A 12459-nucleotide genomic window follows, 5' to 3' on the forward strand; every position below is an offset into this window, starting at 1 on the left:
ACCGTGGCCACCGCTCAGAGATGGCCGTCGAGGAACTCCCGTACCTCGGTGATGGTCATGGGCCCTGTGCCGTGCGCCACCGCCTCGCCCTCCTTCAGGAGGACGTAGGACGGGGCTCCGGTGATCCCGTAGCGCTCGGTCGCGGCCGGACAGCGCGTGATGTCGGTGCGGACGGCCGTGAGGCGGCCCGTGTACTCGTCGGCGATGTCACCGACGACGACATCCATGGCACGGCAGGCCTCGATCGCCTTGGGCCATGTCCCGGTGAAGTACGCGAACACCGGGACTCCGCTCATCCGCAGGATGAAGTCGAACTCCGCGTCCTCACGGGGTTGGTGCACCCGCTTCGCCATGAAGGCTCCTGACCTCGCGCTTCCGTCATTCCACCCCCATCATCCCCCGCGCCCCGGCCAGCCCTCCGCACCCGCCCAACAGGCCCCGCCGGCGCGGAGGTACCTTCCCCTTCGGCGGCCTTCCACCGCGCCCAAGGCTTTGAGGTAGGTGATCCACATGAACGCCCCTGACGGGCCGGCCCCGACCTTCAAGGTGGGAACGATCCGGACCACTGCCCTCCTTATGGGCAGCTTGCTCTGCGGCACCGCTCTGGCCTACCTCCTCGTGGAGGCCACGGGCGGGCACATGACGGAGGCTGAGCTGCGGTCGTGCCTTTCGGCGGCCGTGATCGCGAGCGCGGTCTTTCCGCTCCTGCCCCCTCACTACCGCGTCGAACTCGACGACAACGGTCTCGTCCTCCACGGGGACGGTCGCCGTGAGATCGCGTGGCGGGACATCACCAGCCTGGAGATCCAGAAGACCGCCGGCATCCGGACGGTCGTCGTGCACATGTCCGGCGGACGCCAGACAGTGCTGCGCGCGCCGACGTCCTTCCTGGACAGCGGTTTCGACGACAAGGTCAAGGTCCTCACGGACTGGTGGACCGCCCACCGGGGTGGACCCACCGTCCCATCGTCAGTCCGGACAACTCATGATGATCAACGGTGGCCACACCTGTCTCCGCACCAGAACTGATGGAAGGGCACGACATGCTCCCGATGGACCGGATCCGGGCGCTCCTGCTGGAGCACGACGACCCTCGCCACCTGGAGCGCCCCGCGGATTTCGACCTGGACTCTTCGCGGGACAGTTTCGCCCGGCTGGTGAGTGCCCTGAAGGAGCGCTTCGGGCCGTCCTGCTCGGACGGCCTGGCTCAGGACGCCAGTTTCTACGGTGTCATCGATGTCCCGGCGGACGTGACGGGCCTTGGCCGGCCCATGCGTGTCGTGATGAGCAACTTCGGCGGCTACTTCGTCACCGCTCGACTGCTGGTCGGTGAGGAGACTCCCAGCGGCGAGGCGGCCCTGACCGAGGAGTTCGTGACGTGGCTCGACGGCGTCTGTACAGCGGCGGGGTGCACCTTCGTCCCGGCCGAGCTGCTCTGTGAGTCGTACGACGGACCTACGGTCCTGGAGGCGCACCGGGACGCGGAGCTGCTGGCGGCGCTCGTGGCCGCGGGTGAAGTCGCGGAGGACGAGGACGCTGAGGGCGAGGTGGGCAAGGCCGACTGGCACGACCGGTACTTCGAGTACATGTGACGCAGAGCAGCACTCAGGTCAAGGAGGCGTCAGGGTACGGGAGTTGTGGCCTGGGTCCTGCGATACGTTGAGGGCGTGACCGACATCGAATCGCGTATCGACACGTCCCGGCCGCACACTGCCCGGATCTGGAACTACTGGACCGGCGGCAAGGACAACTACCCGGTCGACCGGGAGGCCGGTGACCGGATTCGCGAGTTGCATCCCGGGATCGGGGAGTACGCGAAGGCGGACCGGCTGTTCCTGGGGCGGGCCGTGCGGTACCTGGCCCAGGAGGAGCGGATCCGGCAGTTCCTGGACATCGGGACCGGGCTGCCGAGCGCCGACAACACGCACGAGGTCGCCCAGCGCGTCGCCCCCGACGCGCGGGTCGTGTACGTGGACAACGATCCGCTCGTCCTCGCGCACGCCCGGGCGCTGCTCGTCGGGACGCCCGAGGGGCGGACGGAGTACCTGGACGCCGATCTGCGGGACGTCGACACGATCCTGGCCGCCGCGGCGAAGACGCTCGACCTCTCGCAGCCGGTCGCGTTGATGCTACTCGGGGTCGTCATCTTCGTCGAGGACGACGAGGAGTCGTACACGATCGTCCGCCGGCTCATGGACGCGCTCGCCCCCGGCAGCCACCTCGTCCTGTCCCATACGGTCACGCACCCCGACATGCCGGACGTCGACGCGGCCGTGGCGTTCTGGAACGAGCACGGCACGCCGAAGCTCACGCAGCGGACCCCCGTCGCCGTCGCCCGGTACTTCGACGGCCTGGAGCTGCTGGAGCCCGGTGTGGTGTCCTGCTCCGCCTGGCGGCCGGAGACGCCGACGCCGGACGTCGCGATGTACGCGGGTGTCGGTCGGAAGTGAAGCCGGGGTCGGGCAACCCGCGAGCCGCCGCCTCAGCCCACGTGGACGCGGGGGCGGCGGGTTCGGTCCGGCTCTGCCTCTCGTAGGACCTCTCGGGTGACCGGGGCGACCTCGCCCTGGCCCAGGAGGAAGAAGCGGAGGAAGTTGGCGAACGGGTTGCCCTCGGTCCACTCGAAGTAGATGTGCGGGCGGGTGCCCGTGAGGTCGCGGGCCTGCAGGAGGAGCGCGGCCAGGGCGTTGGGGACGGACGAGCTCTCCACCGTCAGCACGCGGTAGCGGCCGTGCATGACCTCGCCGCGGACGGTCAGGCCGGACTCGAACTCGGACGGGTCGGTGACGGTGACCTCGACGAAGACGAAGTCCTCGGTGGTCGGCAGGTCGTTGTCGGTGCGGATCTGCTCGATCTTCTCGCGGTACTCGGCGAGATCCCGGTGGTCGGGCTCGTTGGCGATGAACCGCGGGGTGCGGTGGGAGATGTCGCGGATGAAGCGCTCCGCCATGGAGTCCAGCTCGACGTGCGTGACGCGGAGTTCGAAGGCGCGGCCGAGCCGCGAGAGCAGCGAGATCAGGATGATGCCGGCGATGAAGCAGGCGCCGATCTTGACGCCGTCGGGCCGCTCGATGATGTTCACGACGGTCGTGTAGAGGAACACGGCGGAGATGACGCCGAAGCCGATGGTCCAGCCGCGCTGGCCGGCCTTGCGCGCCGCGATCGTCACCGCGATGGCCGCGGAGCAGATCAGGACGAGGACACCGGTCGCGTACGCGCCGCCCTGCGCGTCCACGTCGGCGTCGAAGATCCACGTCACCAGGAACGCGACCAGGGTGAAGACGATGACCATGGGGCGCACCGCGCGGGCCCAGTGCGGGGCCATGCCGTACTTGGGCAGGTAGCGGGGCATGAGGTTGAGCAGACCCGCCATCGCGGAGGCGCCCGCGAACCAGAGGATGAGGATGGTCGAGACGTCGTAGACGGTGCCGAAGGCGTTGCCGAGGTACTCGTGCGCGAGGTAGGCCAGGGCGCGGCCGTTGGCCTCGCCGCCGGGCTCGAACTCCTCGTGGGGGATGAGGACCGTGGTGATGAAGCTGGTGCTGATCAGGAAGACGCTCATGATCAGTGCGGCGGTCGTCAGCAGCTTCTTCGTGCCGCGGATGCGACCGGTGGGCTTCTCCTCCGTGTCGCCCGGCTCGCCTTCCACGTGCGGCATGACGGCCACACCGGTCTCGAAGCCGGAGAGGCCGAGTGCGAGCTTGGGGAAGACGAGCAGAGCCACACCGATCATGGCGAAGACGTTGCCGTGCTCGGCGGTCAGTGCCGTGGTCCAGTCCGTGACGACATGCCCCTCGGTCAGGACGTGCCACACGCCGGTCACGACGACGACCGTGTTGAGCGCGAGGTAGACGGCGACCAGGGCGGTGGCGACGCCGATCGCCTCCAGGAAGCCCTTGAGGAACACCGCGCCGAGCAGCGCGATCAGGACCATGGTGATGAGGACCTGCTTGTTGTGCAGGGCCTCCGACAGATGCGGGTTCTCCACCAGGTGGGTCGAGGCGTCCGCCGCGGACAGGGTGATCGTGATCAGGAAGTCGGTCGCCGCGAAGCCCAGCAGGGTGAGGACGAACAGCTTGCCCTTCCAGAAGGACAGCAGCCGGGACAGCATCGCGATCGAACCCTCGCCGCGCGGGCTCTCCTCGGCCACCCGCCGGTAGACCGGCAGCGCGCCGGCCAGGGTCACGATGACGAGCACGATCGTCGCCACGGGGGACAGCAGCCCCGCCGCCAGGGCGGCGATGCCTGGCTGGTAACCGAGGGTGGAGAAGTAGTCGACACCGGTCAGGCACATCACCCGCCACCACCGCTGCCCCTTGTGCACCGGCTCCGCCTGGGCCTTCGGGACGGACGGCCGGCCCTTGCCCATGTCGGACAACCCCTCCAGCATCCACGCGCGCAATCGACTGGTACGCGGTTCGTCGGTGGGGGCCATCGAGAGGTGCTCCTGGTGTGCTGTGGGGGGGGCGAATTCCGGCCGTCGTGGGAACGGGCCGGGCCAGCGTAAGGAACGAGTCACCCCCGAGCCCCGGCAGTGGCGTCAAGAAACCGTCAAGATCCACCCTCCCGGCCTCTCGTGCGCCGCGGAGAGCGCCGATGGTTCCGTGCCGGTGGCGGCGTTCCACAGGTGTTCCTGTGCGGGTGGCCTGCCGCTACTCTCACCATGATCATTTGTGCGGAGCGGTTGGGGGACGGCGTGCATGCGGTGATGGCGCTGGAGGATCCGGCGGCGACGCTCGAGAACGCGGGCGGCAAGGGGGCGGCGCTGGCGGAGCTCGCCCGCGGCGGACTCCCGGTGCCCGGGGGCTTCCACGTGACGACCGCCGCGTACCGGCAGTTCGTGGCGGCCGCCGGGATGGAGGAGCGGATCCGTTCCGCCCTCAAGGAAGAGGACGCCGGGGCGCGGATCCGCGGGTACTTCGGCGAGGCCGAGCTGCCCGACGCGCTGCGCGAGGAGATCCTCGCGGCCTACGCCGGACTCGGCGACGGGGGCCGTACGATCGCCGTGCGGTCGTCGGCCACGGCCGAGGACCTGCCCGATCTGTCGTTCGCCGGACAGCAGGACACCTATCTGAACATCCGGGGTGAGGCCGCGCTGCTCACGGCGGTACGGGACTGCTGGGCCTCTCTGTGGAGGCGCCCGTACCGGAGGGCCGGCGTGAAGCGGCCGTCCTCACCCCCGCGGAAGGCTCCGCACTCGCCGCGCTCGGGCTCCGGATCGAGGAGCTGTACGGAGAGCGCCGCGACGTCGAGTGGGCCCGCGAGGAGGTAGGGTTCCGGATCCTGCAGCCCGCCCCATCACCACCACCGTCGCACCCGCGCCCGAGGTCTGGAACGCCACCGTCGGCACCGACTCCCTGTGGACCAGCGCCAACCTCGGCGAGGCGGTCCCGGACGTCATGACGCCCGCCACCTGGTCGTTCGTCCGTCGGTTCATGGGCGACGTGATGGTCGGCGCCACCCTTCACGGACGCCCCATGTACGGCAGCATCGGCGGCCGCTTCTACATGAACCTCTCCGTCACGGCCACGCTCGCGGCCGCGTTCGGACAGGGCCGGAAGTTCGCCCAGGCCAACGAGCTGGTCTTCGGACGCCTGCCGAAGGGAGTCGAGATCCCGCTCCTCCCGGCCAGGAAACTGAGGGTGTGGCGTGACACCAGTGGTGAGGCGTTCGGGGTGGTGAGCCGGATCCGCGCCAACGGCAAGAAGCTGCCCGGCACCGTCGAGGAGGACGCCGACGTCCGCCTCGGCCGTCAGAACGAGGCGCGGGCGGCCGCCTGGGAGCGGTTCGCCCGCCTCCGGGGGAGTCGTCGAGGGCATCGCGCGGGTCGTGGCCACGGTCGAGGAGGGCGACGTCCTGCGGCCGGGCGAGATCCTGGTGACGACGGTGACGAACATCGGCTGGACACCCCTGTTCACCCGGATCTCGGCGATCGTGACCGATGTGGGCGCGAACCTGTCGCACGCCTCCACCGTCGCCCGCGAACTCGGCATCCACGCGGTCGTCGGCTGCGGCAACGCGACCACACGGATCCGGACCGGCCGGCGGATCCGCGTCGACGGAGGCCGCGGCACGGTGGAGATCGTCGAATCGGCGGACGCGTGAACCAGAGGATGCGCAAGCCGTACGAGTCGATGCGGCGGCACTTTCAACAGGCCGCGCAGGAGCGGGGTTTCACCCTCGCACCGGCCCAAGAGCACGCCGCCGAGCGGCTCTCACGGCTCGCGGGTGAACTGACGGCCCCGACCGGCCTGTTCCGCCGTGCACCCGCGCCGCCCCGCAACGTCTACGTCTGGGGCCCGGTGGGACGCGGCAAGAGCTGGCTCGTGGACACCTTCTTCGACGGCCTGCCGATCACGCGCAAGCGGCGCCTGCACTTCCACGACTTCTTCCGCGCCCTGCACGACGGTGTGGCCCGCGAAGGCCGGTCGCACGACGGCGGGCGCAGCGCCGTCGACCGCGCGGTCGACGAGCTGCTCGGCGACTGCAGGCTGCTGGTCTTCGACGAGTTCCACGCGCACGACGCGGGCGACGCGATGCTGGTCGCCCGGCTCGTCCGTACGCTCCTCGACCGGCGCGTCACGCTCGTCACCACGTCCGACTACCCACCCACCGGGCTGATGCCGAACCCGGTTCACCACCACCTCTTCGAGCCCACGATCCACCTCATCGAGGAGCGGATGGACGTCCTGGTCGTGACCGGCCCGACCGACTACCCCCGCGCCCGACAGGACGGCGGATCACGGAGGTTCGCGGAGGGCGCCTGCCTGACGGACGAGGACACCGCTCTGCTCGACGAGTGGGGCCTGTCGGCGCCGCGCCCCGGCGAGGCCGCCCTCGTGCCCGCCTACCATCGCGAGCTGCCGGCCAAGGCGGTCCGCGCTGACCTCGTATGGCTCGGCTTCGACGAGCTGTGCGAGGGCGCCACCGCGGTGCCCGACTATTTGGCCCTCGCGGAGCGGTTCGACACCCTGGTCCTCGACGGCGTACGGCCGTTGGCGTCCTGCACGGCGGACGGGTGCCGGCGGTTCGCCAACCTGGTGGACGTGTGCTGCGGCCGCGACCTCCGCCTGTTCCTGCTCGGCGCCGACCCACTGGCCGGCCTGCCCGAGGGCTCCGACCTCATGCGCGACCTGGACCGCACGGCCAGCCGACTGGCGATGCTCCGCCGCGTGGACGTCGCGCGGTAACTACTGTTGCGCCCATGGTCGACCACGATGCCCTCACCGCCACCCGCGATGCGTACGACGACGCCGCCGCCACCTACGCGCGGCTGTTCCGCGACTCGCTGCGGGAGAGCCCTCTGGACCGCGCGATCCTGGGGGCCTTCGCCGAGTCCGTACGGGCGAGTGGGAATGGTCGAGTCGCGGACCTGGGGTGTGGGCCCGGCCATGTCACCGCTCACCTCGACGAGTTGGGGCTGGAGGCGTTCGGTGTGGATGCCTCACCCGCGATGATCGAGCTGGCCCGACAGGCCTACCCGAGCCTGCGGTTCGACGTGGGATCGATGGCCGCGCTGGACATCGCCGACGGCACACTGGGCGGCGTCCTGTCACGGTGGTCCATCATCCACACTCCACCGCAGGAACTCCCTCTGATTCTGCGGGAGTTCGAGCGGATTCTCACGCCCGGTGGCCACCTCTTGGTCGGCTTCTCGGCCAGCGAGGGCGCGGCTCACCCGACGCAGGTCTTCGACCACACCGTCGCGCCGGCCTATCGCTGGTGGCCGGACCACATCGCCGCGCTGCTGCGCGAGTCCGGTTTCGCCGAGGTGGCCCGGATGGTGCGCGAGCCTCAGCCCACCGACCGCAGGCAGTTCCAGGAGATCCACCTCCTCGCACGCCTTGCGTAGGGTCGGGGCCATGGACACCGAACTCATCGAGCGGACGGCCACCGCCTGGCAGCAGTTGACCGCGTGGCTGCGCGAGCACGCCCCCACCTCGTACGCCTCGGTCCTGCCGCCGGCCACCGAGGCCGAGATCGCGGAGGCGGAGGGTCTCCTCAGGCAGTACTGCGGATTCGGCCTCCCGCCCGAACTGGTCGCCCTCTGGGGACTGGCCGGAGGCGTGGAGCAGCTGGACATCGAGGAGTACGACGAAGAGGGCGAGGTGGCGACCGGGGCGTTCCTGCCCCACGGGGTGCTGCTCACCCCGGCCCAGTCGATCCGGCCCCGGATGGAGGGCTTCGACGCCCACGGCAAGGACTACTGGGAGGGCGCGGAGTGGGCCGCCCCCGTCGGGAACTACAGCGAGGCGACCGACATCGGCCTCTATCTGTCGGCCGACGGCCTCGGCACGTGGAGGAGCTACGAGGGCCTGTTCATGGAGGACCCGCTCTTTCCGTCGATCGCCGCGTACCTGGAAACCGTCGTCCGGACACTCCGCGAAGGCCCGGCCGACCTGATGGGCCCCGCCGTGCCCGGCATCGTGTACGGATGCCTCGTCTGGCAGGAACCGCGGTATCCGACCCTCGACGAGACCCTCCCCGACTGGCGGCCCGTCCACCCGGTCGGCTAGACGGTCAGGGTGGACGGGCAGGGTGGACGGGCAGGGCCCACCCCTGGTTCTCCGGGGTGGGCCCTGCCGTGTTCGCCGCAGTGGTTCTACGGCTTCGTCATCGTGCAGATGAGGTCGGCCTTCGAGGTGTCGCAGCCCTTGAACCAGGCGTTGCCCGGATCCAGGAAGTACGCCTGCTCGTCCAGGAGCCGCATCTGCCGTGCGAAGTCGCCGAACGGCCGCATCGAGCCCTGGTTGACGTCACCGGACATCGACGACCGGCCACAGACCTCGTCGAACGTCGGAGGGTCGTACCGGGTGTCGTCCAGGAAGTGGACGCTTCCGTCGTCCGTCGTCGCCGACACGGTCTGCATGCAGTCCGCGCCACCGCCCGGCGCCTCGTTCTTGCCGCCGTCGATCGCCTTCATGCCGGCCGACTGGTACGTCGACGCGAACGGGAACTCGTCGCAGTTGACCTCGTCGAAGTGCGGTCCCGAGTGGTGCAGGGCCGTCTTCGGGTGGGGCAGGAACGTCTTGCGCGGAACCCAACCCGTACCGCTCGACTTCGGCCCCTTGTAGCGGGTGCACATCGCGTCCCGGCTCTTCTGGGAGTCGTAGTCGTGCTTGTTCCGGGCCTGCGGCGGCAGGTACCGGAGCGGGGCGTCCCAGCTCTGGCCCAGGCCCTTGACCTTCGACTTGTTCTGGATCAGCCAGGCGTGGGCGGCCGCCTCCGGGTACGCGGCGGTGTTGAACACGTACGTCGGCGCGTACTGCGGCAGCACACAGCCCGGGGCGCCGTAGGAGGCGACCTTGTCGCAGGTCACGAACAGCGGCGGGGACTGCCAGGACGCGTAGTCGTCCCGCCACTCGCCCTTCTTGCCGTTCAGGCCCGGCGGGGGCTCCACCTCGGTGACGGGGCGGCCGTTGAAGAAGACCGGCATGGTCTTCGACTGGGCGTCGTCGGTGGTGCCGGCGGCGTTGTCCACGGCGCCGTTCCACTTGTGGTCGGCCGTACCGGTCGCCATGTGGGAGTCGACCGGGTCGTTGCCGTTCATGCCTCCCTTCCAGGTGAGGTCGCCGTAGAAGTCGATGTTCTGCCGCCCGCTGTCGCCGCCGGTGTTGCAGCCGTCGCTCACGCACATCGAGTCGAACCAGGCGCCGGGGTTGCCTGCGCCCATGACCACCGCGCGCTCGTTGCCGGGGAAGTCGTTGTAGACCGGGTTGATCTGCACCCACGTCTTGATGGCGTCGCCATGGGCGTCGGTCTTGACCTGGAAGTGCACCTCGAAGTCGGCCCGGTACTTGACCGGAACGACGCCGTCCTCCAGCTTGCTCTCCGCGATGAAGGTCAGGTCGAGGAAGACGCAGGCCTGCGTCCGGGTCATCAGCGACTTCTGCGCCTCGCCGAACAGATCGGGCTGGCACCAGGCGTCCTTGACGACCGGATCCGGGCGCGAGGGGGCGCGCAGCCGGAGATCCCGCGCGGCCTTCTGCGTGAACGCCTTGGACGCCTGGTCCTTCGGAGTGACCGTGACCTGGGTGTCGTCACCGGTCTTGAAGGCACGAGCGGCCGAGCTGCCCTGCTTCCAGCCTTCCCAGGCGGGCTTCGGAGGATCGGTGGGGTCCGGCTGCTGAGAGCTGCTGTCGTTGGCCGGGAGCTTGATGTCGATCTTCTGCGGGCGGTTGTAGTCCCGGCTCCCGGCGGTGAACCCGTAGTCCCGGATCGGGCCCACGTTCCCCGCGCGGTCGACGGTGCGGGTCTGCGCCACGTGGTTGCCGTCCGCCGCGGGGGTGACCGCGTAGGAGGCGTCCGGCGCGGCGGGAGCGGCCGGAGCCGCCGCGGCCCTGGCCGCCGCCGTCCCGCTGGTGGTGTTCACGGAGGCCCAGCCGGCGTCGTCCGCGTCGTCGGAGTACGGGTCGAGCCGGTACCGCACCTCGTAGGCGTCCGGCGCACCCGTGGTGACGGCGAAGTCGCCCGTGACGCCGGCACCGCCGCCGCCCCAGTTCTCCGGGTAGGTGGCCGAGGAGACGCTCTGCGGCACACCGGGGGCGGTGGTGTCGACGACGAACTGGGTCCAGGGGGACCAGCTCAGGTTGTAGTGGGTGCCGTCGTAGGCGTTCGTACGGAACTTGTACGTCCGGCCGTTCTGCAGCTGCCCCGCCGGGACGGTCACGGAGGCCGGCTTGCCCGAGTCCACTAAGCCGGAGACGATCAGCCCCTCCCCGGCCGGGGTGGTGATGGGCGTGTCGGTCGCCGCGTCGTAGACCTGGAAGGTGCCGTTGACCTGGTCGCCGTCCGGGTCGGTGAAGGTGTCACGCAGCGTGGGGGTGGTGGAGTCGACCGCCCACACGCCCGCGTACGACCGGAACGGCGCGCCGGCCTGACGGTTCGTGCCGTCCGACGGCCGGTAGTTGTAGGTGACCGTCAGCTTGGGCTGGTTGGCCGCGTTGTTGGCGGAGTTGACCCGCTTCCACGCCCTGATGTCGTCGGTGGCCGCGCGCAGGCCCATGTGGCCGCGGGTCGCCTTCGCGGACGCCCAGGACTGGACGAGCGTGTCGACGTCGGCGTTGATCCAGCCGTCCGGCTGGGCGGCGCAGTCCGGGCTGCCCTTGGTCTCGGTCGACGAGTGGTACTGCTGGTTCCAGGTGGGCTGCGCGGTCCAGCGCGAGGACGTGGACGGCGCGCTGGTGTCCCAGACCGTCCAGGACTGCGCGGCGCAGTCGGTGTTGCCGGAGTGGAAGTTCCACAGCGCCAGGTTGGTGTCGACGATCAGCGCGTCCTGGATCGGCGTGGTGTTCCAGCTGATGAACGAGCGCGCGGTACGCGGGGTGCCGTCGGTGTTCTTCGTGCCGGGGTTGCCGAAGTCGAGCTCGGTGTCGTTGGACCAGTCGACGGTCTCGCCCTGCTGCACGTACGTGTCGAAGGTGTTCGACAGCGCGGAGGTGGACGGGTCGACGGTGACGGGGTACCGCGTGGCCGGGTCGGCGAGGAAGGCCGCCGAGGGGGTGACGACGAGGTCGAGTTCGCCGTCGCCCTTGTCCACGACCTTCATGTCGACGCGGGCGCGGCGGGTGTGCTCGCCGGAGCGCTCGTCGACGGAGGCGTCCCACATGACGGGGGCGGGCATGGTGGCCCGCTCGGCGCCCGTCTCGGCGTCGGTGAAGGTGACCGAGCCGTCCTTGTTCGCCTCCGCCTTCAGGCCCTTGGCCGTGACGGGGAGGGTGTACGTGTACGCGCCGGTGGGCCGCTCGTGCACCTCGACGAACTGCTCGAAGCCGGTACGGGTGGCCTCGACGACGACGTCGGCGCCGGGCACGGCGTTCTTGTAGCGGGCGCGGGTGCCGTCCAGTTCGGGCTTCGGCAGCCCGCCCTTCCAGCGGAGGGCCACCTGGCTCTCGCCGCTGCCCAGGGTGACCAGGTCGCGGGCGGTGTCGTCCTGCGCGGCGCGCAGCGACTTCGGCCGGACGCCGCTCTTGCCGCCCAGGCGGAGGCCGCCCGGGTGCGCCTTGGGGGTGACGGTGCCGTCGGCGGCCTCGGTGAGGGTGGCGTCGGCCTTCTGCCACGCGCCGTTCTTCCAGACCCGTTCGGGGCCGGCGGTCAGCTCGGTGGTGAGGGTGCCGTCCGGGTTGGCGACGGTGTAGGTGGTGGGGGTCGTCTCGTCGGTGACGACGGTCTTCTTCCCGGTCTTCTTCGCCTCGGCCAGGGCCCAGGCGATGGAGCCCTTCGCGTGCTGGGCCGCCCAGGCCAGGTCCGACTCCCAGATCTCCTGCGGGGAGGGGGAGTTGGCGGAGGTGGTGGCGGCCGGTGCGGTCGGCTCGTCCGGTGCCGCCGCGGCGGTCTGGCCGGATATGAGGGCGGCCTCGGCCGCCAGGACCAGTGCGGAGGCCAGGGCTATGCGCCCCTTGCGCCGCCGCGCGCCGGAATGTCCGGCTGTGTGTCTGGACACGGGTGTGTCGTCCCTTC

The 12459-nt window shown here is 70.3% G+C and carries 11 protein-coding genes; 8 read left to right on the forward strand and 3 right to left on the reverse strand.

The window, feature by feature from the left end; genetic code table 11:
• Positions 1 to 14 precede the first annotated feature (14 nt).
• A complete protein-coding gene (locus AB0F56_RS33480; RefSeq protein WP_362016680.1) occupies positions 15 to 353 on the reverse strand; it encodes a thioredoxin domain-containing protein in 339 nt (112 codons plus the stop codon).
• Positions 354 to 510: 157 nt separating this feature from the next.
• Between AB0F56_RS33480 and AB0F56_RS33485 the strand changes: the two genes are divergently transcribed.
• From AB0F56_RS33485 to AB0F56_RS33495, 3 genes are all read left to right on the forward strand, one after another.
• Entirely contained in the window at positions 511 to 1029 is a 519-nt protein-coding gene (locus tag AB0F56_RS33485) for a hypothetical protein (RefSeq protein WP_362016682.1), read from the forward strand.
• A 14-nt stretch (positions 1030 to 1043) separates the two neighbouring features.
• Positions 1044 to 1592, forward strand: coding sequence for a hypothetical protein (locus AB0F56_RS33490; protein WP_362016683.1), 549 nt, complete (start codon positions 1044 to 1046; stop codon positions 1590 to 1592).
• 75 nt (positions 1593 to 1667) lie between these two features.
• Positions 1668 to 2450, forward strand: coding sequence for an SAM-dependent methyltransferase (locus AB0F56_RS33495; protein WP_362016685.1), 783 nt, complete (start codon positions 1668 to 1670; stop codon positions 2448 to 2450).
• 32 nt (positions 2451 to 2482) lie between these two features.
• On the opposite strand, the gene AB0F56_RS33500 is transcribed toward AB0F56_RS33495, so the two are convergent.
• Positions 2483 to 4435, reverse strand: coding sequence for an amino acid transporter (locus tag AB0F56_RS33500; protein WP_362016687.1), 1953 nt, complete (start codon positions 4433 to 4435; stop codon positions 2483 to 2485).
• A 228-nt stretch (positions 4436 to 4663) separates the two neighbouring features.
• Between AB0F56_RS33500 and AB0F56_RS33505 the strand changes: the two genes are divergently transcribed.
• The 5 genes from AB0F56_RS33505 (at position 4664) to AB0F56_RS33525 (ending at position 8516) form a co-directional block, all read left to right on the forward strand.
• Positions 4664 to 5272: a PEP/pyruvate-binding domain-containing protein gene (locus tag AB0F56_RS33505; RefSeq protein ID WP_362016689.1), complete on the forward strand. Its 609-nt coding sequence runs from the start codon at positions 4664 to 4666 to the stop codon at positions 5270 to 5272.
• A gap of 557 nt (positions 5273 to 5829) precedes the next feature.
• On the forward strand, positions 5830 to 6105 hold the full coding sequence (locus AB0F56_RS33510) for a PEP-utilizing enzyme (protein ID WP_362016691.1): 276 nt from the start codon (positions 5830 to 5832) through the stop codon (positions 6103 to 6105).
• The gene (gene zapE, locus AB0F56_RS33515) at positions 6102 to 7190 is read left to right on the forward strand and encodes a cell division protein ZapE (RefSeq protein ID WP_362016692.1); all 1089 of its coding nucleotides are present in this window, start codon (positions 6102 to 6104) and stop codon (positions 7188 to 7190) included. The genes AB0F56_RS33510 and zapE overlap by 4 nt, the downstream gene beginning before the upstream one ends.
• A 14-nt stretch (positions 7191 to 7204) precedes the next feature.
• Positions 7205 to 7852 carry a class I SAM-dependent methyltransferase gene (locus AB0F56_RS33520; protein ID WP_362016694.1) on the forward strand — a complete coding sequence of 216 codons (648 nt, stop codon included), beginning with the start codon at positions 7205 to 7207 and terminating at the stop codon, positions 7850 to 7852.
• A 10-nt stretch (positions 7853 to 7862) separates the two neighbouring features.
• A complete protein-coding gene (locus AB0F56_RS33525) occupies positions 7863 to 8516 on the forward strand; it encodes a hypothetical protein (protein WP_362016696.1) in 654 nt (217 codons plus the stop codon).
• 86 nt (positions 8517 to 8602) lie between these two features.
• On the opposite strand, the gene AB0F56_RS33530 is transcribed toward AB0F56_RS33525, so the two are convergent.
• Positions 8603 to 12442 carry a DNRLRE domain-containing protein gene (locus AB0F56_RS33530; RefSeq protein ID WP_362016698.1) on the reverse strand — a complete coding sequence of 1280 codons (3840 nt, stop codon included), beginning with the start codon at positions 12440 to 12442 and terminating at the stop codon, positions 8603 to 8605.
• Between the last annotated feature and the right edge of the window lie 17 nt (positions 12443 to 12459).

Origin of the sequence: Streptomyces sp. NPDC026092 (assembly GCF_040638605.1) — a bacterium.
Lineage (GTDB): Bacteria > Actinomycetota > Actinomycetes > Streptomycetales > Streptomycetaceae > Streptomyces.

Excerpts from the sequence above, each read along its gene's own strand:
- AB0F56_RS33525 (WP_362016696.1), top strand. The coding sequence starts at position 7,863 with ATGGACACCGAACTCATCGAGCGGACGGCCACCGCCTGGCAGCAGTTG.
- AB0F56_RS33505 (WP_362016689.1), top strand. The coding sequence starts at position 4,664 with ATGATCATTTGTGCGGAGCGGTTGGGGGACGGCGTGCATGCGGTGATG.
- AB0F56_RS33490 (WP_362016683.1), top strand. The coding sequence starts at position 1,044 with ATGCTCCCGATGGACCGGATCCGGGCGCTCCTGCTGGAGCACGACGAC.
- AB0F56_RS33500 (WP_362016687.1), bottom strand. The coding sequence starts at position 4,435 with ATGGCCCCCACCGACGAACCGCGTACCAGTCGATTGCGCGCGTGGATG.
- AB0F56_RS33480 (WP_362016680.1), bottom strand. The coding sequence starts at position 353 with ATGGCGAAGCGGGTGCACCAACCCCGTGAGGACGCGGAGTTCGACTTC.
- AB0F56_RS33520 (WP_362016694.1), top strand. The coding sequence starts at position 7,205 with ATGGTCGACCACGATGCCCTCACCGCCACCCGCGATGCGTACGACGAC.
- AB0F56_RS33485 (WP_362016682.1), top strand. The coding sequence starts at position 511 with ATGAACGCCCCTGACGGGCCGGCCCCGACCTTCAAGGTGGGAACGATC.